This is a genomic window from Stenotrophomonas sp. LST15-1-1.1 (genome assembly GCF_040815575.1).
Taxonomy (GTDB): domain Bacteria; phylum Pseudomonadota; class Gammaproteobacteria; order Xanthomonadales; family Xanthomonadaceae; genus Stenotrophomonas; species Stenotrophomonas lactitubi_B.
On the sequence record NZ_JBFPNJ010000029.1, the window covers coordinates 416,753 to 436,021 of the forward strand.

The 19,269-nt window shown below is 67.1% G+C and carries 20 protein-coding genes; 7 read left to right on the plus strand and 13 right to left on the minus strand.

Annotation, left to right across the window (positions count from 1 at the left end):
* Together MRBLST15_RS14480 and MRBLST15_RS14485 are read right to left on the minus strand one after the other, a co-directional pair.
* Positions 1 to 555, minus strand: a complete 555-nt coding sequence (locus MRBLST15_RS14480; RefSeq protein WP_025877925.1) for a cob(I)yrinic acid a,c-diamide adenosyltransferase — start codon at positions 553 to 555, stop codon at positions 1 to 3.
* An 8-nt stretch (positions 556 to 563) separates the two neighbouring features.
* On the minus strand, positions 564 to 1,148 hold the full coding sequence (locus MRBLST15_RS14485) for a hypothetical protein (protein WP_367786420.1): 585 nt from the start codon (positions 1,146 to 1,148) through the stop codon (positions 564 to 566).
* A gap of 107 nt (positions 1,149 to 1,255) precedes the next feature.
* Between MRBLST15_RS14485 and ubiH the strand changes: the two genes are divergently transcribed.
* Positions 1,256 to 2,461, plus strand: a complete 1,206-nt coding sequence (gene ubiH / locus MRBLST15_RS14490) for a 2-octaprenyl-6-methoxyphenyl hydroxylase (RefSeq protein ID WP_367786422.1) — start codon at positions 1,256 to 1,258, stop codon at positions 2,459 to 2,461.
* Positions 2,458 to 3,639 carry a UbiH/UbiF family hydroxylase gene (locus tag MRBLST15_RS14495; protein WP_367786424.1) on the plus strand — a complete coding sequence of 394 codons (1,182 nt, stop codon included), beginning with the start codon at positions 2,458 to 2,460 and terminating at the stop codon, positions 3,637 to 3,639. Before ubiH ends, MRBLST15_RS14495 begins: the two co-directional genes overlap by 4 nt.
* A 184-nt stretch (positions 3,640 to 3,823) precedes the next feature.
* On the opposite strand, the gene MRBLST15_RS14500 is transcribed toward MRBLST15_RS14495, so the two are convergent.
* From MRBLST15_RS14500 to MRBLST15_RS14520, 5 genes are all read right to left on the minus strand, one after another.
* Positions 3,824 to 4,222, minus strand: coding sequence for an EF-hand domain-containing protein (locus MRBLST15_RS14500; RefSeq protein ID WP_367786426.1), 399 nt, complete (start codon positions 4,220 to 4,222; stop codon positions 3,824 to 3,826).
* Positions 4,222 to 5,289, minus strand: coding sequence for a 23S rRNA (cytidine(2498)-2'-O)-methyltransferase RlmM (gene rlmM / locus MRBLST15_RS14505; protein WP_099820243.1), 1,068 nt, complete (start codon positions 5,287 to 5,289; stop codon positions 4,222 to 4,224). The genes MRBLST15_RS14500 and rlmM overlap by 1 nt, the downstream gene beginning before the upstream one ends.
* Positions 5,273 to 5,833 (minus strand): nucleoside deaminase, encoded by a 561-nt coding sequence (locus MRBLST15_RS14510; RefSeq protein WP_059066057.1) that lies wholly within the window; start codon positions 5,831 to 5,833, stop codon positions 5,273 to 5,275. Before MRBLST15_RS14510 ends, rlmM begins: the two co-directional genes overlap by 17 nt.
* Positions 5,834 to 5,929: 96 nt before the next feature.
* Entirely contained in the window at positions 5,930 to 6,661 is a 732-nt protein-coding gene (locus tag MRBLST15_RS14515; RefSeq protein WP_265953788.1) for a DUF6348 family protein, read from the minus strand.
* Positions 6,662 to 6,842: 181 nt separating this feature from the next.
* On the minus strand, positions 6,843 to 8,591 hold the full coding sequence (locus MRBLST15_RS14520) for a glutamine--tRNA ligase/YqeY domain fusion protein (protein WP_367786429.1): 1,749 nt from the start codon (positions 8,589 to 8,591) through the stop codon (positions 6,843 to 6,845).
* A gap of 208 nt (positions 8,592 to 8,799) precedes the next feature.
* Here MRBLST15_RS14520 and MRBLST15_RS14525 point away from each other — a divergent pair, with 208 nt between their 5' ends.
* Both MRBLST15_RS14525 and msrA read left to right on the plus strand, forming a co-directional pair.
* The gene (locus tag MRBLST15_RS14525; RefSeq protein ID WP_089238899.1) at positions 8,800 to 9,063 is read left to right on the plus strand and encodes a DUF2007 domain-containing protein; all 264 of its coding nucleotides are present in this window, start codon (positions 8,800 to 8,802) and stop codon (positions 9,061 to 9,063) included.
* Between the two features lie 30 nt (positions 9,064 to 9,093).
* Positions 9,094 to 9,759 (plus strand): peptide-methionine (S)-S-oxide reductase MsrA, encoded by a 666-nt coding sequence (gene msrA, locus MRBLST15_RS14530; protein WP_312704846.1) that lies wholly within the window; start codon positions 9,094 to 9,096, stop codon positions 9,757 to 9,759.
* A 533-nt stretch (positions 9,760 to 10,292) separates the two neighbouring features.
* On the opposite strand, the gene MRBLST15_RS14535 is transcribed toward msrA, so the two are convergent.
* The 5 genes from MRBLST15_RS14535 to ahpC all read right to left on the minus strand — a co-directional run bounded on the left by MRBLST15_RS14535 (position 10,293) and on the right by ahpC (position 15,271).
* The gene (locus MRBLST15_RS14535) at positions 10,293 to 11,249 is read right to left on the minus strand and encodes a transaldolase (protein ID WP_367786431.1); all 957 of its coding nucleotides are present in this window, start codon (positions 11,247 to 11,249) and stop codon (positions 10,293 to 10,295) included.
* 58 nt (positions 11,250 to 11,307) lie between these two features.
* Positions 11,308 to 11,712 carry a nucleoside diphosphate kinase regulator gene (gene rnk, locus MRBLST15_RS14540; protein ID WP_089238903.1) on the minus strand — a complete coding sequence of 135 codons (405 nt, stop codon included), beginning with the start codon at positions 11,710 to 11,712 and terminating at the stop codon, positions 11,308 to 11,310.
* Positions 11,713 to 11,835: 123 nt separating this feature from the next.
* A complete protein-coding gene (locus tag MRBLST15_RS14545; RefSeq protein WP_367786433.1) occupies positions 11,836 to 12,801 on the minus strand; it encodes a LysR substrate-binding domain-containing protein in 966 nt (321 codons plus the stop codon).
* A gap of 78 nt (positions 12,802 to 12,879) precedes the next feature.
* On the minus strand, positions 12,880 to 14,472 hold the full coding sequence (gene ahpF / locus MRBLST15_RS14550) for an alkyl hydroperoxide reductase subunit F (RefSeq protein WP_367786435.1): 1,593 nt from the start codon (positions 14,470 to 14,472) through the stop codon (positions 12,880 to 12,882).
* Between the two features lie 235 nt (positions 14,473 to 14,707).
* A complete protein-coding gene (ahpC, locus tag MRBLST15_RS14555; RefSeq protein ID WP_025877950.1) occupies positions 14,708 to 15,271 on the minus strand; it encodes an alkyl hydroperoxide reductase subunit C in 564 nt (187 codons plus the stop codon).
* 362 nt (positions 15,272 to 15,633) lie between these two features.
* Here ahpC and prmC point away from each other — a divergent pair, with 362 nt between their 5' ends.
* From prmC to MRBLST15_RS14570, 3 genes are all read left to right on the plus strand, one after another.
* Positions 15,634 to 16,491 (plus strand): peptide chain release factor N(5)-glutamine methyltransferase, encoded by an 858-nt coding sequence (prmC, locus tag MRBLST15_RS14560; RefSeq protein ID WP_367786437.1) that lies wholly within the window; start codon positions 15,634 to 15,636, stop codon positions 16,489 to 16,491.
* A 49-nt stretch (positions 16,492 to 16,540) separates the two neighbouring features.
* Complete coding sequence (gene pip, locus MRBLST15_RS14565) at positions 16,541 to 17,482, plus strand: prolyl aminopeptidase (RefSeq protein ID WP_032977488.1); 942 nt, start codon at positions 16,541 to 16,543, stop codon at positions 17,480 to 17,482.
* 165 nt (positions 17,483 to 17,647) lie between these two features.
* The gene (locus tag MRBLST15_RS14570) at positions 17,648 to 18,244 is read left to right on the plus strand and encodes a hypothetical protein (protein WP_367786439.1); all 597 of its coding nucleotides are present in this window, start codon (positions 17,648 to 17,650) and stop codon (positions 18,242 to 18,244) included.
* A 64-nt stretch (positions 18,245 to 18,308) separates the two neighbouring features.
* Here the strand turns inward: MRBLST15_RS14570 and MRBLST15_RS14575 are convergent, their stop codons facing one another.
* Complete coding sequence (locus tag MRBLST15_RS14575) at positions 18,309 to 19,193, minus strand: LysR family transcriptional regulator (protein ID WP_367786498.1); 885 nt, start codon at positions 19,191 to 19,193, stop codon at positions 18,309 to 18,311.
* Positions 19,194 to 19,269 lie beyond the last annotated feature (76 nt).

The window sequence follows — 19,269 nt, forward strand, 5'->3', positions numbered from 1 at the left end:
TCAGCGCTGGCGATGCTGTGGCTGCCACAGCGCTTCGCCGTGGCCATCGGCCCGTGCCAGCACCCGCGCCAGCACGAACAGCAGGTCCGACAGCCGGTTGAGGTACTGCAGCGCTTCGCTGCGCACCGGTTCAACGCGGGCCAGGGCCACCGTGTCGCGTTCGGCGCGGCGGACCACGGTGCGCGCGAGGTGGCAGCGCGCAGCGGCCTCGCCACCGGCCGGCAGGATGAACTCCTTCAGCATCGGCAGGTCGGCGTTGTAATGGTCCAGCTGCTGTTCCAGGGCCGATACGTCGGCGGCGTGGATCGCAGCATGGCCGGGAATGCACAGTTCGGCGCCCAGATCGAACAGCTGGTGCTGCAGGTGCACGACCAGTGCGCGGACGTCCTCGGGCAGCGGCACGGCCAGCAGCAGGCCGAGCGTGGCATTGGCTTCGTCGACGGTGCCATAGGACGCGACGCGCAGATCGTCCTTGCCGACCCGGCTGCCGTCACCCAGGCCGGTGCTGCCGTCGTCGCCGGTGCGGGTGTAGATGCGCGAGAGGCGATGACCCATGGCGCGGCTCAGTGGTGGATGTCGCGGCGGGCCTGCAGGAGCTTGAGCACCTGCTCCACGGCCAGCTGCAGTGCGGCGGCCAGGGCCACGTAGATCGCGGTGGTGCGCAGGTAGGGACCGAACCACTGTGCGTAGTTCTGCGCCCAGCCGGCCACGGTGGGCTCGGCCACGTTCTGGCTGGTCCAGTAGAAACCGCCCTGTGCCAGCAGATGGCACAGCGCCACCGACGCGACCAGCAGCAAGGCACCCTTGGCCAGCACCGACCACTGCGCGCTGCGGTAGTTGCGGCCCAGCAGCATGCCGCCGGCCCACATGGCGAAGTACGCCGGCAACAGCAGCCAGTAGCCCGGCGACACGCAGTAGTGCTGCCAGAAATCGAGGCCGCTGCTGCGGATGACGATCCAGTCGACCAGCACCGCGAACACCATCAGCAGCGGGAACGCCCAGCGGGTCCAGCGGGCGAGGTAGAAGCCGCCGATGAAGAACACCGCCCAGGACGCGTCCGGGATTGCCGCGAAGTGATTGACGCGGGTCGCCGCCAGCAACAGCACGAGCACTGACAGGACGAAGGCGCGGGGTGCGGAGTCGGACATGGCGGTGGGCCGGAGCGGATTCAGGTTTCATTCTAGCCCGGCGCGGCGCTTGGCGCAGGCGCGGCCGTGCCGGGCATGCAGGCGCGGCGAGCGCGTATCATGCCCCCATGAGTGAACGACATGACGTGCTGATCGTCGGTGGTGGTCTGGTGGGTGCCAGTCTGGCCATCGCCCTGGACCGGCTGGGCCGCGACGTGGGCCTGCTCGAAGCCAGCCCGGCTGGCGAGCTGCCAGCGGTGTTCGACCAGCGCAACCTCAGTTTTGCCGCAGCCACCATCAACGCGCTGACCGCGCTGGGGGTCATGCAGAAGCTGTCGATGGCGCCAGGCCCGATCCGCCGCATCCATGTCAGCCGCGCCGGTGATTTCGGCCGCGTGCAGCTCGATGCAACGGATTACGACCGGCCGTGGTTTGGCCAGGTGGTGGTGGCGCGTGATTTCGGCCAGGCGCTGGAAAGCCGGCTGCAGGAGCTGCCACGCCTGCGCCGCTACCGGCCGATGCGTTTCCTCGGTCTGGGCGAGGTGATTGATGGTTACCGCCAGGTGCGGGTGGCCGATGACAGCGGCGAGCGCGTGCTGCTGGCGCGGCTGGTGGTCGGTGCCGACGGCACCAGCAGCGGCGTGCGCGATGCGTTGGGCATCGAAGTTGATCGCCACGATTTCCAGCAGACGCTGTTCGTGGCCCGCGTGCGCAGCCAGCGCGCGCCCGACGGCACCGCCTGGGAGCGCTTCACCGATACCGGGCCGACGGCGTTGCTGCCGCGCGGCGACCGCCATTTCGGCACCGTGCACGGCGTTGCCCGTGACCAGGCCGAGGCGGTGATGGCGCTGGACGACACGGCCTGGCTGCAGCGCCTGCAGCAGGCCATCGGCTGGCGTGCGGGTCGCCTGCTCGACTCTGGTCCGCGCAGCGCCTATCCGCTGATCCAGGTACTGGCGCGCGCGCTGGTGGGGGAGCGCACGGTGCTGCTTGGCAATGCCGCGCAGACCATCCATCCGCTGGGTGCACAGGGCTTCAACCTCGGCCTGCGCGATGCGTTGACGTTGGCCGAGCTGCTGGAAGTGGAGGGCGACGCCGGCAGTGATGCGCTGCTACGGTCCTACGTAGCCCGCCGCGAGGAGGACCGCCGGCAGACGGTGGCGTTCTCCGGTGGTCTTGCCCGCCTGACCAGCAATCCGGCGCCGCTGCTGCGCCCCCTGCGCAGCCTGGGCCTGGTGGCCGCACAGCGCGCCTCGGTGCAGTCGATGCTGGTTGGTGGTGCGATGGGCTTCCGTGGCGACGTGCCGCGCCTGTGCCGTGGAGAAGCTGCATGAACCGCCGCGCACGCCTGGACGTAGTCATTGTGGGCGGCGGTGTGGTCGGTGCTGCCTGTGCGCTGGCCCTGGCCGATGCCGGCCTTGCAGTAGCGCTGGTGGAAGGTCGTGAACCTGCACCATGGCAGGCTGCACAGCCGGATCTGCGGGTGTTCGCCTTCGCTGCCGACAACGTGCAGTTGCTTCAGCGACTCGGCGTGTGGCCGACGATCACGCAGGCGCGCGCTTGGCCATACCGGCGCATGCAGGTGTGGGACGCGGCCGGTGGCGACGACCTGCTGTTCGACGCGGACCGCTTCGGCCGTCGCGAACTGGGTTTCATCGTCGAGAACGGCTTGCTGCAGGATCGCCTGTGGGCGGCGCTGCCGGCCGCCGGCGTGGAGCTGCATTGCCCGGCGCGCGTGGAAGCGCTCGAACAGGACGAGCACGGTGTGCGCCTGCGCCTGGATGATGGCCGTCGCATCGAAGCCGCGCTGGCCGTGGCTGCCGACGGTGCGGAATCGACCCTGCGCGGACTGGCCGGGATCGAGGTCGAGCGCCACGATTACCAGCAGCGCGGCGTGGTCGCCTATGTGGACAGCGAGCTGCCCAACCTGGCGACGGCCTGGCAGCGCTTCCTGCCGACCGGCCCGCTGGCGCTGCTGCCGGTGGCCGAGCGTCGCAGCTCCATCGTCTGGACGTTGCCCGACGACGAAGCGGCACGCGTACTGGCGCTGGACGAAGACGCATTCAATCGTGAACTGACCCGTGCCTTTGCCGCGCGCCTGGGTGAGCTGCGGCTGGCCTCGCCGCGCGCGGCGTTCCCGCTGCGCCGGCAGTTGGCCCGCCACTACGTGGCCGGTCGCGTGCTGGCGCTGGGCGATGCTGCCCACGTGGTGCATCCCCTGGCCGGGCAGGGTGTCAACCTCGGCCTGCGCGACGTCGCCGCCCTGCAGCACTGGCTGGCGCCGTCCGCCGAACGTCGTGGGCAGCCACGGTTGTCGCCGCAGCGTCTGCAGCGCTGGGCGCGTGAGCGTCGCAGCGACAACCAGATCGCTGCTTACAGCTTCGACGCGATCAACCGACTGTTCTCCAACGACGAGATGCACCTGACCCTGGCGCGTGGACGCGCGCTGGGCTGTGCGGGCAAGTGGCCGCCGCTGGTGCAGGCCTTCTGGAAGCGCGCCGCAGGGGTGTGACGGAGATGCCCTGGTAGATGCCAACCTTGGTTGGCGCGCGTGCACCGGATCATCCACCGGTAGCGCCGGGCCATGCCCGGCGAGCGCGCAGCGCGGTTCATGGATTCTGCCGGGCATGGCCCGGCGCTACCGCCGTCGTTGCAGTAGATCCACGCCATGCGTGGATGAAGAGCACGAGGGTGGATCAATCCACCAGCCAACCGGCCAGATCGGCGCGGTCCAGCTTGCCGCGGCGCTTCACGTCCAATGCATTGAATTCATCGGCAAGCGCCGGGTTCACCTGCGCCTCCTCACGGCTGATGAAGCCATCACCGTTCACGTCCAGCTCGGCGAAATGGATGCGGTACTGGCCGACCACGCTGGCCGGCGCCAGCGAACGCACCGTTACCGGGGTTTCGCCCAGCGGCACCACGATGTCGACACTGCCGGTCACGCGGCCGGCTGAAAGTGGCTGCTGGCGGACCACGCCACTGTCGTCGCGCAGCGGAGCGCTCTGTGCCGGTTGCGGGCGCGCCGGCTGTGCCAGTGCCGGCGATGCCAGCAACGCGGTACACAGCAGCAGGGAAATGCGCGGGGTGTTCATCAGCGCAGCGGCGACGCCAGCACCGTGATTTCCTCACGGTCGTGGTACAGCTGCTTGGCACGTACCACCAGCGGCTTGCCGGCCTGGTCCTGGAACAGGTCCAGGCACAGGCGCGTCTCGTCCCAGCGCTTCTTCATCGGCAGCTTCAGGTTGAAGATCGCGTGCCTGCACCAGCCTTCGCGGAACCAGGTGGCCATGCGTTCGGCGACGCGACGCGGCTGCTCGACCATGTCGCAGACCATCCAGTCCAGCGGCTGCTCCGGATGCCAATGGAAGCCATCGGCGCGCAGGTGCTCGACCAGGCCGGTATCCAGTACGTGCTGGCGCAGCGGGCCGTTGTCGATGCTCAGCACATGCACGTGCTGGCGGGTCAGCACCCAGGTCCAACCGCCCGGTGCGGCGCCGAGGTCGGCCGCGCGCATGCCCGGGCGAACCAGCGCTTCGCGTTCTTCCGGGGCGAGCAGGGTCAGCAATGCCTCGTCCAGCTTCAATGCCGAGCGCGAGGGTGCGTCGGGCAACAGCTTCAAACGCGGAATGCCCAATGCCCACGGCGCGCTGTCGTCCGGGTTGGCCACGCAGACAAAGGCGTGCGTGCCATCGACGAACACCACGTGCAGGCGCGGCAGGCGTGCGTTCGGTTTGTCGCTGAGTTTGCCGGCCTTGCGCAGCGCCGGGCGCAGGGCATTGCCGAACGCACGTGCAAGCCCGGACAGCGGCTTGCCGGCATCCGAATCGGGATGCTCCACCCACAGATCACCAAAGCGCGGCGCATCGGCCAGCACCTCCAGCATCGGGGTGATGCGGTCGGCCGGATCCAGCTGCGGCAGCTCGGCCAGCACCACCAGCTTCTGGCGGGCGAAGATCAGCTCGCGCCACGGCAGACGCGGTGCAAGCGCTGCGGCTTCGTCGCACATGAAGAGCACGTAGCCATCATTGCGCTGGGTACGGGCGTAACCGGCAAAACCGGCGGCACCTGCGCGGAACTGCAGTTCGCCGGCCAGCTCGGGCTCGAAGCCCTGCCGACACAGGCACAGCAGGCCGATGCCGGTCTCAGTAACGGGCGCCATCGCTTTCCCCATAGGCACGCAGCACGCTGCGCGCCGCATCGCGGTTCAGACCCTGCACCACGTCGATGCCACGCTTGTTGAGCTCACCCACCCAGTCGGCCGGCAGCGGGCCTTCATCGAACGGGGTCAGTTCTTCCACGTCGGCCGAACTGGCGCCGATCAGCAGGCGGTCGATGCCGGCCCACACGGTGGCGCCGTAGCACTGGCAGCAGGGCTGTGAGCTGGTGGCCAGGGTGATCGGCGACAGCACCGCGTTCAGGCGCGGGGTCTGCAGGCGCTGCTGGGCCAGCATGTAGGCCATGTTCTCGGCGTGCGCCAGCGAGGTCGAGTGCGGCATCACCCGGTTCACGCCGGCGGCGATCACCTTGTCATCCGGCCCGAACACCACCGCGCCGAACGGGCCGCCACTGGCGTGGTCGACGTTCAACCGCGACAGCTCGATCGCCAGCGCGACCTTGGCCTCATCGCCCGGATATCGACGATCCAGGTCGATCTGGTCGTGGATCCAGGCGGGAAGGGTCAGGTGGACTTGCGCGTACAGCATCGCGGGGGGGCCTCGTTGGGAGTGAAAGGAACAGGTGCAGCAGATGTCGGCGCGCAGTGTAGCGGCAGTGGCATGTACCGGGCGTGCGCGCTGGATTCAGGCCGGCGACGGTGAGCCGGTGCGGATCACCACGTACTGCTTGCGGAACTCCAGTCCCGCCTGCGGCCAGCGCGCGGCATAGGCGCGCAGCAGCGGCAGGGCAGGGGCGAAGTCATGGCCGTTGACCCGGCAGTCGGCTTCGCACTGGCCCTGCTCGTCGCGCGACGCGAACAGGCGGATGGCCAGGAAGTGGTGGGCCTTCAGCAGGTCGTCGAAGGCATCGATGCTCTTGGTGAACAGGCAGCAGGGACAGGAACCGTGATCGTCCTCGCTGCACACGGCAGCATCGTCCAGTTCGCCGGCGCGGTAATGGGCCAGCGGCCCCAGCACCACGGTGCGCTCGTGTTCTTCGCCTTCGTCGCCTGTCGGGTAGGTCAGCCCCATCATCGGCAGATCCGGCGCGTCTTCGGCACCGACGGCGGCCTGCAGGGTCGCCAGATCCACCCGCACCCAGGTGTCGAAGCCGGACAGCAACGACTCCTGTTCGGTCGCGCCATTGGCATGCTGGTATTCGAACAGGCCATCGGCGAACAGGCCGGCGTGGCGAGTCTCGATAACGGTGGAGGTCTGCCAGCCGCCGTTGTCGCGTTCGTTGCTGGAGACGCTGTGCGGCGTCAGCTGCAGGCCGCTGTCGAGCCGCAGGTCGCCGCCCTCGACGGTGCAGGCGATGTCACGGCCCAGCAGGACCTGTTGCAGCAGCGGCAGAAGTGCACTCGGGGCAGCGGACATGGCAGGGCCTGACAGGGGCAAGGAGGGGATGATGATGCAGGCAGCGGTTGCGCGGTGGCATTGCGTGCCTGCGCTCGCGCAGCAGGGCCCGCCGTTACCGCAGGTCGGCTACGCAGGCTTCAGCAGAGGATGAGGCAGTAGCGAGATGACGCGGGCGCCTTTGCGGCGCCCGCTCAGGTACTCAGGCCGACCAGGTGTCGCGCAGGGTCACGCTGCGGTTGAACACCGGCTTGGCTTCGGTGTGGTCGCGGCGGTCGGCGACGAAGTAGCCGGTACGCTCGAACTGGAACGACTGCTCCGGCGCGGCGCTGGCCGCGGCCGGCTCGACATAGCCGGTGACGGTGCGGCGCGATTCCGGATTGAGGTAATCGCGGTAGGTCTTGCCTTCCGATTCATCATCCGGGTTCGGCACCGAGAACAGGCGGTCGTACAGGCGGATCTCGGCCGGCACGCCATGCACGGCGCTGACCCAGTGGATGGTGCCCTTGACCTTGCGGTTGGCGCCTTCCATGCCCGGACGCGATTCCGGATCCAGCCAGCCGCGCAGCTCGGTGATGGTGCCGTCGGCATCCTTGATCACTTCGTCGCAGCGGATGATGCCGGCGCCGCGCAGGCGCACTTCGCCACCCGGCACCAGGCGCTTCCAGCCCTTCGGCGGCACTTCGGCGAAGTCCTCGCGGTCAATCCACACTTCGCGTGCGAACGGCACTTCGCGGGTACCGAAGCTCTCGTCCTTCGGGTGGTTGCTGAAGGTCAGCTGCTCTGCGTGGCCTTCGGCCAGGTTGGTCAGCACCAGCTTGACCGGGTCGACCACGGCCATGCGGCGCGGTGCGGCGCTGTCCAGGTCTTCGCGCAGCGCGCCTTCCAGCACGCTGAAATCGATCAGCGAATTCTGCTTGCTGATGCCCACGCGCTCGGCGAACAGGCGCATCGCTGCCGGGGTGTAGCCACGGCGACGCAGGCCCTGCAGGGTCGGCATGCGCGGGTCTTCCCAGCCGTCCACCAGCTGTTCGGTGACCAGCGCCATCAGCTTGCGCTTGCTCATCACCGTGTAGTTGATGTTCAGGCGCGAGAACTCGATCTGGCGCGGTTTGGCCGCTTCGCGCGGCAGGCCGGCGTCGACCAGCGGCTGGGTCAGCGCGTCATCGTGGGCGAAGTCGACGTTGTCCACGCACCAGTCGTACAGCGGGCGGTGGTCTTCGAATTCCAGCGTGCACAGCGAGTGGGTGATGCCCTCGATCGAATCGCCCAGCGCATGGGCGAAGTCGTACATCGGGTAGATCGGCCACGCGTTGCCGGTGTTCTGGTGCTCGACGTGCTTGATGCGGTACAGCGCCGGATCACGCAGGTTGATGTTGCCGCTGGCCATGTCGATCTTGGCGCGCACGGTGCGCGCGCCATCGGGGAATTCACCGGCACGCATGCGGCGGAACAGGTCGAGGTTCTCTTCGACGCTGCGGTCACGCCACGGCGACGGGCGGCCCGGCTCGGTCAGGGTGCCGCGGTAGGCGCGCACTTCCTCGGCCGACAGGTCGCAGACGTAGGCCTTGCCCTGTTCGATCAGCTTCTCGGCGGCCAGGTAATAGGTCTGGAAGTAGTCCGAGGCGTGGCGCAGCTCGTTCCATTCAAAGCCCAGCCAGCGCACGTCGTCCTGGATCGCGGCCACGTACTCCGGGTCTTCCTTGGCCGGATTGGTGTCGTCGAAACGCAGGTTGCAGACGCCGCTGAACTCACCGGCGATGCCGAAGTTCAGGCAGATCGACTTGGCGTGGCCGATGTGCAGGTAGCCGTTCGGCTCCGGCGGGAAGCGGGTCTTGATCGCCTGGTGCTTTCCGCTGGCCAGGTCCTCGCGCACGATCTGGCGGATGAAATCGCGCTTTTCGTGGCTGTCGGCGGGGGTCTCGGGGCTGGCGGGGGTGTGCTCTGACATGAGTCGGCGAAAGTAAGGCAGAAAGACTGCCAGTCTAACGCTTACCGGGAAGGGCTGCCCGGGTTGCCGCTACGCTCGCCGGGCATGGCCCGGCGCTACCATCCCGCACCTGTAGTGCCGGCCGCTGGCCGGCAACCTCCGGATGCCGCCCGCGGCACCATTCAGCCCCCGGGCGTATGCTGGAATCCTGTCCCAAGGAGCCGCCCGCATGCACATCGTGTACAAGGCCGACAATCTGTTCGACGCCCACCTGGTGAAGCACGCGCTGGAAGACGCCGGCATCCCCGCGTTCGTGTTCGGCGAGTCGCTGCTGGGTGGCATGGGCGAACTGCCGCTGTTCGGCGTTCTGCGGGTCGGTATCCCCGACGCCGCGCGACCACAGGCCGAGGATATCGTCGCCGCGCTGGACTTGGGCCACGCCCCCGGCGACCCCATTTCAGATGCCGACGACATTGCCGGCCTTCCGGCGTAGGAGCGCATCATGTTGGGAATCGGACAGGGCATCCTCGGCATCGGGGCCTTCAAGCAGCGCCTGCCGCGCCCGGAAGAAGCGCTGCCGGGCCGCGAGCAACCGCTGCCGCTGCACAGCAACCAGCACTTCGTGAACAGCCATCCGCTGAAGGACCGGTTCGCCGGCCTGCAGCAGATCCGCTTCGCGCTGGGCTGCTTCTGGGGCGCCGAGCGCAAATTCTGGAGCGAGCCGGGCGTGTACAGCACCTCGGTGGGCTATGCCGGTGGCATTACCCCGAACCCCACCTATGAAGAGGTCTGCTCGGGCCTGACCGGTCACACCGAAGTGGTGCAGGTGGTGTTCGACCCGGCGGTGGTGAGCCTGGAGCGGCTGCTGCAGCTGTTCTGGGAAAGCCACGACCCGACCCAGGGCATGCGCCAGGGCAACGACACCGGCACCCAGTACCGTTCGGCGATCCACGCCACCGATGAGGCGCAGTACGCGGCGGCGTTGGCCAGCGGCGAGGCCTACCAGGCGCAGCTGGCTGCGGCCGGCTATGGCCCGATCACCACTGAGATCGTGTACCCGGCGCCTGAGTACTACTACGCCGAGGACTACCACCAGCAGTACCTGGCGAAGAATCCGAACGGTTATTGCGGCATCGGCGGTACTGGCGTGAGCTGCCCGATCGGGCTGGATGTGGAGGTGCCGCGCTGACGCGCGGTGGTCCGCCTGCGGCGGGCAACGTCAACATCAACGTCAACAGCCAAAGCGGCTCTGGGTTGCTGGTGGTTGGGCGGGGCGGTGTGGGTTGGCAGGACACGCCGTGAACCCATCCATGGGGGCTCGATGGCGCCATCCATGGCGCCAACGGTCCTGCCAACCCACACCGCCCCGCCCCCGACAGTTTTCCGGTGACGGTGGGCAAGAGCATTGGTTACTGACGACCTGAAAGAAAACAAAAAGGACGCGGCATTCGCCGCGTCCTTTTTGTTTGTGAGCACGCGCAGCGCGCGACCCGCTTTAGCTCTTCTTTTCTTTCTACCGTGGCGGACCGCCGCAGGAAACTGTCAGAGGTCGGGCGGGTTGGGTTCGCGGGGGTGTCCGCCGCATGGATGCGGCGGCCAAGCCTCCAGGGACGGATTCACGGCGTCCCCCGCGAACCCAACCCGCCCGACCCAGCGCGGCTGTTGCTTCATGCAGTTCGCGACCAAGCCCCCCGCCACGAGGGGCTCAGCCGTTGGCCGGAATCACAGCGCCTCGCGGATCCGCTGACGCAGCGCTTCCAGATCCTTGGCAAACGCATCGATACCGGTCGCCAGCTTCTCGGTCGCCATCGGATCGGCCGCCAGATCGGCTGCGAACTTCGCCGCGTCGATCGGCGTCACCTGCACGGGCTCAGCGGCACCGGCCACCAGCTTGCGCGGCAGCGCGCCGTGGTCGGCGTCCAGCTTCTCCAGCAGGTCCGGCGAAATGGTCAGGCGGTCGCAGCCGGCCAGCGCTTCGATCTGCGCGGTCGAACGGAACGAGGCACCCATCACCACGGTCGGCGAACCGCGGCGCTTGAATTCGGCATACACGCCACGCACGAACACCACGCCCGGGTCCTCGTCGATGTTCGCCGGGGTCTGGCCGTTGGCCACGTACCAGTCGAGAATGCGGCCGACGAACGGCGAGATCAGGAACGCGCCCGCTTCGCTGCAGGCCAGTGCCTGGGTCGGGTTGAAGATCAGGGTCAGGTTGCAGTCGATGCCCTCGGCCTGCAGCACCCGCGCGGCTTCCACGCCTTCCCAGGTCGCGGCGATCTTGATCAGGATCTTCTCGCGCGGCACGCCGGCATCGGCGTACATCTGGATGAACTGGCGGGCCTTGGCTACGGTCGCGGCGGTGTCGTGGGCCTGGTCGGCATCGACCTCGGTGGACACGCGACCCGGTACCAGCGTGCTCAGCAGCGCGCCGACGCCGATGGTCAGGCGGTCGGCCACGGCGTGCACCACGGTCTCGCGGTCGCCGCCCTGCTGGCGGCCCCAGGCCAGCTCGCGTTCGATCAGTTCCGCATAGACCGGCAGGTCCAGCGCCTTCTTCACCAGGGTCGGATTGGTGGTGCAGTCCACCGGCTGCAGGCGCTTGATCGCCTCGTAGTCACCGGTATCGGCAACGACCACGGACAGTTCGCGCAGCTGGGACAGTTTGGACGGGGTACTCATTACGGCTCCTGGTGCGGGGATTGCAGGGAAACTGATCGCGCGCGGTGCGCAGCGCAGGTCAGGGACGGTCGTTGTGGACAGCGCTCACGCGCAGCCGCAGCTTGCGGCCGCCCGGGGCGGTCCAGTCGATGCTCTGGCCAACGGCCAGGCCAAGCAGGGCACTGCCGACGGGAGCCAGCACGGACACCTTGCCTTCATCGACATTGGCTTCGCGGGGGAAGACCAGGGTCAGGACATGCTTCTCGCCTGACACTTCATCTTCGCACTCCACGCGCGAATGCATCATGACGATGCCTTCGGGAATCTGGTCTGGCGGCAACACGGTCGCCCGGTTGAGTTCGTCGGCAAGCGCGCGCGCGGCCGGCGTCTGGCTGTTTGCCGGGGATTCGAGCATGGCGTCCAGGCGGTCCATGTCGAGGGTGGAAACGGTGATCGACGGCGGCAGGCCGCTGGCGGTGTTCATGGTGACGCTCCTTGGTTGAAAACCATGCAAAAGGCGGCACCTGCTGGCGCCGCCTGACTGTATTGTGGGGACAAATGCGGCCGGAATCGACTCCCGGCGCTTTCGATGCCCGGCTGCGGTGTCTCAGCCGTTCAGCACCGGCGCGTGCAGGGGGGCAGCATCGCCGTTGGCCGGGGCCAGCGCCTCCAGCGTAAACAGCGCATCGGGCAGGCGCTTGAACTGCTCGGCCAGCTCCATCAGGAACTCGTTCATTGCCGAGCTGCGGCGCCAGATCATGGCGATGCGACGGCTGGGACGGCCCTCGCCGACGAAGTCGAGCAGGCGGATGTTGTTCGAGCGCGGCACCGGCGGCTGCACCGACAGGCTGGGCAGCAGGGTGATGCCAACGTCGGCGGCGACCATCTGTCGCAGTGTTTCCAGGCTGGTGGCGCGGAATTCGGACTTTTCATTGGCGCCGAACAGGCGGCAGACTTCCAGCGCCTGGTCACGCAGGCAGTGGCCGTCTTCCAGCAGCAGCAGCTTCTGCGTGGCCAGTTCCTGTACGTCCAGATGCTCGCGCGTGGCCAGCGGATGGCGGCCGGACACGGCCAGCAGGAACGGCTCCTCGAACAGGAATTCGGCATGCAGCTGGTCGTCGATCACCGGCAGTGCCAACAGCGCGGCATCGAGCTTGCCCTCGCGCAGGCGCTCCAGCAGCACATCGCTCTTCTCTTCCACCAGCAGCAGTTCCAGCTCGGGGAAGCGGCTGCGGATGCGCGGAATCACGTGCGGCAACAGGTACGGGCCCAGGGTGGGAAAGATCCCCAGGCGCACGGTGCCCGCTTCGGGATCGCGGCTGCGTCGCGCCGCTTCCTTCAGCTGCTCCACTTCGGCCACGATCACCCGTGCCCGCGCGGCCGCTTCGTGGCCGGCGGGGGTCAGCATCACCTTGCGCGGCGCGCGTTCCACCAGCGGCAGGCCCAGTTCCTCTTCCAGCTTGCGGATCTGGGTGGACAGCGTGGGCTGGCTGACGAAGCAGGAGGCGGCGGCCCGGCCGAAGTGCTTGTGATCGGCCAGGGCCACCAGGTATTTCAGGTCACGCAGGTTCATCCTCAGACCTCTCGGGTACTGCACCGGCATGGTCGCCCTGCCGGTTGATGGTGCTCCCGATGGCCTGGGAACGTTGGATCAGGCCGCTTCGGCCACCGCGCCGCTGCTCTTGGGAACCGAGGAACGGATCAGGTGATCGAAAGCGCTCAGTGCGGCGGTCGAACCGGCGCCCATCGCGATGATGATCTGCTTGTAGGGTACCGTCGTGCAATCACCCGCGGCGAACACCCCCGGCAGATTGGTCTGCCCGCGGTCATCGATGACGATCTCGCCACGCGGCGAAAGAGCCACGGTGTCCTTCAGCCATTCGGTGTTCGGCAGCAGGCCGATCTGCACGAAGATGCCTTCCAGCTCGACGCGATGGGAGTCGCCGCCGATACGATCCTTGTAGACCAGGCCGGTGACGCGGCTGCCGTCGCCCAGTACTTCGGTGGTCTGCGCGCTGGTCAGCACGGTGACATTGGCCAGGCTGCGCAGCTTCTTCTGCAGCACTTCATCGGCACGCAGGCTGGAATCGAATTCCAGCAGGGTCACATGCGACACGATGCCGGCCAGATCGATGGCCGCTTCCACGCCGGAATTGCCACCGCCGATCACCGCCACGCGCTTGCCCTTGAACAGCGGGCCGTCGCAGTGCGGGCAGTAAGCCACGCCCTTGTTGCGGTACTGGTCTTCGCCGGGCACGTTCATCTGCCGCCAGCGTGCGCCGGTGGACAGGATCACCGAGCGCGACTTCAGCACCGCGCCGTTTTCCAGCTGCACCTGGACCAGGCCGTCTTCACCGGCCGGCACCAGCGCAGTGGCGCGCTGCAGGTCCATGATGTCGACTTCGTACTCGCGCACGTGCTGCTCCAGCGCCGCGGCCAGCTTCGGGCCTTCGGTCTCCTTCACCGAAATGAAGTTCTCGATCGCCATGGTGTCCAGCACCTGGCCACCGAAGCGCTCGGCGGCGATGCCGGTACGGATGCCCTTGCGCGCGGCGTAGATCGCCGCTGCGGCACCAGCGGGGCCACCGCCGACCACCAGCACGTCGAAGGCGGCCTTGGCGGCGATCTTCTCGGCATCGCGCTTGCTGGCGTTGGTGTCCAGCTTGGCCACGATCTGCTCCAGCGTCATGCGGCCCTGGTCGAACACCGCACCGTTGAGGTACACGGTCGGCACCGACATGACCTCGCGCTGCTCGACTTCCTCCTGGAACAACGCGCCGTCGATGGCCACGTGCTGGATGCGCGGGTTGAGCACGGCAGCCAGGTTCAGCGCCTGCACCACGTCCGGGCAGTTCTGGCAGGACAGCGAGAAGTAGGTTTCAAACCGGTAGTCGCCTTCCAGGTTCTGCACCTGCTCGATCAGCTCGGCGGTGGCCTTGGACGGATGCCCGCCGACCTGCAGCAGTGCCAGCACCAGCGAGGTGAACTCGTGGCCCATCGGCAGGCCGGCGAAGGTCAGGTGGATGTCCTGGCCCGGCGTACCCAGGTCGAAGGACGGCACGCGGCCCTGGCCATCGCGCAGCACCTGCAGCGAGATCTTGTCCGACAGGCTTTCCAGGGTCTGCAGCAGGTCCAGCATTTCCTGCGACTTGGCGCCGTCGTCGGCATGCGCGGTGATCTGGATCGGGCGGGTCACGCGCTCCAGATAGGTCTTCAGCTGCGACTGCAGGTTGGCGTCCAACATGGTCTTCTCCTGGCTTCAGGCAAAACGGGGGCGTGGCACCGCTGTAGAAGGTAGCGGACCAGCGAGGGGTAGGGGTGAACCCAAGGCAGCGACACCGTGGAAGGGGCTGGCTGGCCAAGGCTGGCGCGCGTTGGCTGTCTTGGGTTCACCCCCACGCCGGCGGGGGGACCGGCACGGGGATGAAGGGCGCGCCGCAGCGTGGGGCTGCGGCAGGCCGGTACTGCGGGGTACTGCTTTAGATCTTGCCGACCAGGTCCAGCGACGGGGTCAGGGTCTTTTCGCCTTCCTTCCACTTCGCCGGGCACACCTGGTTCGGGTTGGCGGCGGTGAACTGGGCAGCCTTCAGCTTGCGCAGGGTCTCGGAGACGTCACGGGCGATCTCGTTGGAGTGGATCTCCAGGGTCTTGATCACGCCTTCCGGGTTGATGATGAAGGTGCCACGCAGGGCCAGGCCTTCTTCTTCGATGTGCACGCCGAAGGCGCGGGTCAGCTGGTGGGTCGGGTCGCCGACCAGCGGGAACTGGGCCTTGCCGACGGCCGGCGAGGTTTCGTGCCAGACCTTGTGCGAGAAGTGGGTGTCGGTGGTGACGATGTAGACCTCGGCGCCGGCCTTCTTGAACTCGGCGTAATGGTCAGCGGCGTCTTCGATCTCGGTCGGGCAGTTGAAGGTGAAGGCTGCCGGCATGAAGATCAGGACCGACCACTGGCCCTTCAGGGTGCTGTCGGAGACCTTGATGAACTCGCCATTCAGGTAAGCGTTGGCTTCGAACGGCTGGATCTGGGTGTTGATCAGGGACATCGTTTTTCCTATGGGTGAAGGGGAGTGGGTGAATCGACAGGACCTAGGTTACTGGTTCCGTTTCGATAAGGACAATGCATTGATTACATCTATTTGATAGGCATAGACTATCAAAATCCAATGAGCAGGCACTGAACCCGGCCACGTCCATCCTGCAACTGCCTGTGTGACAAGGAAAATCGTCCTGGACGTGTGAAGAGGGCTGATAGCCCCTCCTTATCCCCTCTGGCGGAACCTGAACGGATTCCAGCATTCTCCAGCGTCGAGCCATGCCCGGCTGTGGATCCGTAGAGCCGAGCCCACGGTCGGCTGGGGCTACCGCGAACAGCAGCCGAGCATAGGCTCGGCTCTACAATTGCCGGATGTCTCTGCAACCCGAACCCACCCTTCGCCAAGTCGTGACCGACGCAAGTACCCGGCTGGGCGGCGTCGACGCCCGCCATGAGGCCGAACTGCTGCTGCTGCATGTGCTGGAGCGGCCGCGCAGCTGGTTGTTCGCGCATGCCACCGATCCGTTGCCGGCCGCCGAACAGGCCGCCTTCGAGGCCCTGCTGGGCCGTCGCCTTGCGGGCGAGCCTGTGGCTTACCTGACGGGTCGTCGCGGCTTCTGGACCCTGGACCTGGAGGTCGACCCGGCCACCCTGATTCCGCGGCCGGAGACCGAACTGCTGGTGGAACTGGCATTGGATCGCCTGCCGCCGGACCGCGCGCTGCAGCTGGCCGACCTCGGTACCGGCAGCGGTGCCATTGCGCTGGCTCTGGCCAGCGAGCGGCCGCAGGCGCACGTACTGGCCACCGACGCCAGTTCCGCTGCACTGGCGGTGGCGGCCCGCAACGCCGCGCGCCACGAGCTGGGCAACGTGCGTTTTGCCGAAGGTGGTCACGACTGGTATGCGCCGCTGCGCGGCGAACGCTTCGATCTGATCGCCAGCAATCCTCCCTACATCGCCAGCACTGATCCGCACCTGCAACAGGGCGACCTGCGCTTCGAACCGGCCACGGCGCTGGCCTCGGGCGTTGATGGGCTGGACGACATCCGCCGCATCGTTGCCGGCGGCGGCGACCACCTGCAGCCCGGCGGCTGGCTGCTGATCGAACACGGCTGGGACCAGGGAGATGCCATCGGCGCGCTGTTCGAACAGGCCGGCTACATCGACGTGCAGACCGTGCAGGACCTGGAACAGCGCGACCGGGTCACCCTGGGCCGGCGACCGGCCTAGAATGGGGGTTCTCCTGCCAAGGGCAGGGCACCACCACGGAGCTGCAAGCATGCGTACGCTGTACCCCGCCATCACCCCTTACGACGTCGGCACCCTGAAGGTCGACGACCGCCACACGCTGTACTTCGAACAGTGCGGCAACCCGGATGGCAAGCCGGTGGTGATGCTGCATGGTGGGCCGGGCGGCGGCTGCAGCGACAAGATGCGCCAGTTCCACGACCCGGCCAAGTACCGCATCATCCTGTTCGACCAGCGCGGCGCCGGTCGTTCCACCCCGCACGCCGATCTGGTGGACAACACCACCTGGGACCTGGTGGCCGACATCGAGAAGCTGCGCGAGCACCTGAAGGTCGATCGCTGGCAGGTGTTCGGTGGCAGCTGGGGCTCGACCCTTGCGCTGGCCTATGCGCAGACCCATCCGCAGCGCGTGACCGAACTGGTGCTGCGCGGCATCTTCATGCTACGCCGCTGGGAGCTGGAATGGTTCTACCAGGAAGGCGCCAACCGCCTGTTCCCGGACGCTTGGGAGCACTACCTCAAGCCGATTCCGGCGGTGGAGCGCCACGATCTGATCTCCGCCTTCCATCGCCGCCTGACCAGCGAAGACGAAGCAACGCGGCTGGATGCGGCCAAGGCCTGGGCGGTGTGGGAAGGCGCGACCAGCTTCCTGCACGTGGACGACGACTTCATCAACAGCCATGAAGACCCGCATTTCGCGCTGGCGTTCGCCCGCATCGAGAACCACTACTTCGTCAACGGCGGTTTCTTCGAAGTGGAAGACCAGCTGCTGCGCGACGCGCACCGCATCGCCGACATTCCGGGCGTGATCGTGCACGGCCGTTATGACGTGGTCTGCCCGCTGGCCAACGCCTGGGACCTGACCAAGGTGTGGCCGAAGGCGAAGCTGGAGATCACCCCGGCCTCGGGGCATTCGGCGTTCGAAGCAGAGAACGTCGACGCGCTGGTGCGTGCTACCGATAGTTTCGCCTGATCGGGCCGTGGTAGTGCCGGCCGCTGGCCGGCAACGCCTTACCGGTAGCGCCGGGCCATGCCTGGCGGCGATTCTCCCCTTGTTCAAGGCTGTCGCAATTGGCCTTGAACCGGGGCGAGGCGCGCTGGCACCGTGGACGTCCGTGCAGTTTTCGGCGACCCCACCATGTACACCCGCCTGCTGTTGACCAAGGAAAAGGCCTCTCCAACCGATGCATACGTTGGCGGCGGTGCGTTTCTTCCAGAGAACATACCTTGGCCAGCCTGTGTTGAAGGCCGTGCGCTCTTTCACCTGATGGCACTCCCTGCACATTGGTTCTATCCGCAGGGCGTTGCTGAGGATTTCTGGTTCTCAGTCTTCATCCCCACCGATACGCGGGATCATTCCCACTTCCGTCGGCTGCGCGCGGTGCAGGGAACTAGCGACGCAGTTGTGCTCGCATACAGGCGTGGCGGCGCATCCAGAAGCCGATGCATGAGCGACTCGCTTGAGCGCGGCCGTATCGAGCGTGTGGAGTGTTTGGAACCTGACGATGATGAGAACCTGGATTCCAAGCTGGATGGAATCGACGCATGGCTGCAGTTGCCCATGACGTGGAGTGGGGGCCGTCGCCGCTTGATGCTCTATGGGGCGGACATCGACGACATTCTGCCTTCGCATAAGGGCATCCTGTCGGATGGCATGGCGTATCTTTTCATTCCCGATCAGCCCGATTTTGCTCTCGGAGGGCGCGCCGGGGCGTTCTTCCTCCAATTGGGCTGAATCAGATTTCGCCACGTTGCGCGCTAGCTCTGCACCAAAGACCTCATCCACGCATGGCGTGGATCTACCACTGCCCGGCCAACAACGCGTTGGCCAGCACCTGCAGTTTCGGTGAGTGCTGGCGCGACGGCGGGTAGATCAACGACAGCGCGCGGCTGCGGCCTTCGAACGGCTGCAGCACGCGCTGCAGGCGGCCATCGGCCAGCGCGTCGGCCACCGCGAAATCCATCACCTGCACGATGCCGATGCCCGCAATCGCTGCCTCCACCAGCGGGTCGCCGCAGTCGAACACCATCCGCGTCGGCGGCGTGACCTCGCGCAGCTGCCCGTCCTGCAGGAACTGCCAGTCCACCAGCCGGCCGCTGCGCAGGTTGCGCACCGCCAGGCAGGCATGGTTCTGCAATGCCGCCACATCGGCCGGCTCACCCTGCGCGGCCAGGTAGGCCGGGCTGGCCACGGTCACCCAGCGCAGTGGCTTCAACGGCCGCGCCACCATGCGCTGGTCAGCGATGGTGCCGGTGCGCAGGGCGGCGTCGAAGCCTTCCTCCACCAGATCCACCAGCCGGTCGCTGAGCACCGCTTCCACTTGCAGTTGCGGGTGCCGCTCCAGCAACGGCCCCAGCAACGGCACCAGCACCCTGCGCCCGAACATCGAGGGCGCGCTGATCTTCAGCACACCCGAGGGCGTGCAGGGGCGGTCGGCCAGCAGCCGCTCGGCGTCTTCCATCCCGCACAGCAACGGTCCCACCTGCTCGACGAACTGCTGGCCATCCGGGGTCAGCGCGACATTGCGCGTATTCCGCTGCAGCAGCTTCACCCCCAGCGAGGCTTCCAGCCGGCCGATCGCGCGTGACAGCCCGGACTGGCTCAAGCCGAGCTGGCCGGCGGCGACGGTGAAGCTGCGCGCCTCAGCCACCTGCACCAGCATGCGCACTGCATTGAGGTCCATCGAGGATCCATTCATGCGGAAAATCATGACAGAAATCGCGCTGAGGGGGTTTATTGATTCAGCTGCATCAATGAGA

Coding starts and splice junctions, on each gene's coding strand:
- MRBLST15_RS14480 (WP_025877925.1), bottom strand. CDS start 555: ATGGGTCATCGCCTCTCGCGCATCTACACCCGCACCGGCGACGACGGC.
- MRBLST15_RS14485 (WP_367786420.1), bottom strand. CDS start 1,148: ATGTCCGACTCCGCACCCCGCGCCTTCGTCCTGTCAGTGCTCGTGCTG.
- ubiH (WP_367786422.1), top strand. CDS start 1,256: ATGAGTGAACGACATGACGTGCTGATCGTCGGTGGTGGTCTGGTGGGT.
- MRBLST15_RS14495 (WP_367786424.1), top strand. CDS start 2,458: ATGAACCGCCGCGCACGCCTGGACGTAGTCATTGTGGGCGGCGGTGTG.
- MRBLST15_RS14500 (WP_367786426.1), bottom strand. CDS start 4,222: ATGAACACCCCGCGCATTTCCCTGCTGCTGTGTACCGCGTTGCTGGCA.
- rlmM (WP_099820243.1), bottom strand. CDS start 5,289: ATGGCGCCCGTTACTGAGACCGGCATCGGCCTGCTGTGCCTGTGTCGG.
- MRBLST15_RS14510 (WP_059066057.1), bottom strand. CDS start 5,833: ATGCTGTACGCGCAAGTCCACCTGACCCTTCCCGCCTGGATCCACGAC.
- MRBLST15_RS14515 (WP_265953788.1), bottom strand. CDS start 6,661: ATGTCCGCTGCCCCGAGTGCACTTCTGCCGCTGCTGCAACAGGTCCTG.
- MRBLST15_RS14520 (WP_367786429.1), bottom strand. CDS start 8,591: ATGTCAGAGCACACCCCCGCCAGCCCCGAGACCCCCGCCGACAGCCAC.
- MRBLST15_RS14525 (WP_089238899.1), top strand. CDS start 8,800: ATGCACATCGTGTACAAGGCCGACAATCTGTTCGACGCCCACCTGGTG.
- MRBLST15_RS14535 (WP_367786431.1), bottom strand. CDS start 11,249: ATGAGTACCCCGTCCAAACTGTCCCAGCTGCGCGAACTGTCCGTGGTC.
- rnk (WP_089238903.1), bottom strand. CDS start 11,712: ATGAACACCGCCAGCGGCCTGCCGCCGTCGATCACCGTTTCCACCCTC.
- MRBLST15_RS14545 (WP_367786433.1), bottom strand. CDS start 12,801: ATGAACCTGCGTGACCTGAAATACCTGGTGGCCCTGGCCGATCACAAG.
- ahpF (WP_367786435.1), bottom strand. CDS start 14,472: ATGTTGGACGCCAACCTGCAGTCGCAGCTGAAGACCTATCTGGAGCGC.
- ahpC (WP_025877950.1), bottom strand. CDS start 15,271: ATGTCCCTGATCAACACCCAGATCCAGCCGTTCGAAGCCAACGCTTAC.
- prmC (WP_367786437.1), top strand. CDS start 15,634: ATGTCTCTGCAACCCGAACCCACCCTTCGCCAAGTCGTGACCGACGCA.
- pip (WP_032977488.1), top strand. CDS start 16,541: ATGCGTACGCTGTACCCCGCCATCACCCCTTACGACGTCGGCACCCTG.
- MRBLST15_RS14570 (WP_367786439.1), top strand. CDS start 17,648: ATGTACACCCGCCTGCTGTTGACCAAGGAAAAGGCCTCTCCAACCGAT.
- MRBLST15_RS14575 (WP_367786498.1), bottom strand. CDS start 19,193: ATGGACCTCAATGCAGTGCGCATGCTGGTGCAGGTGGCTGAGGCGCGC.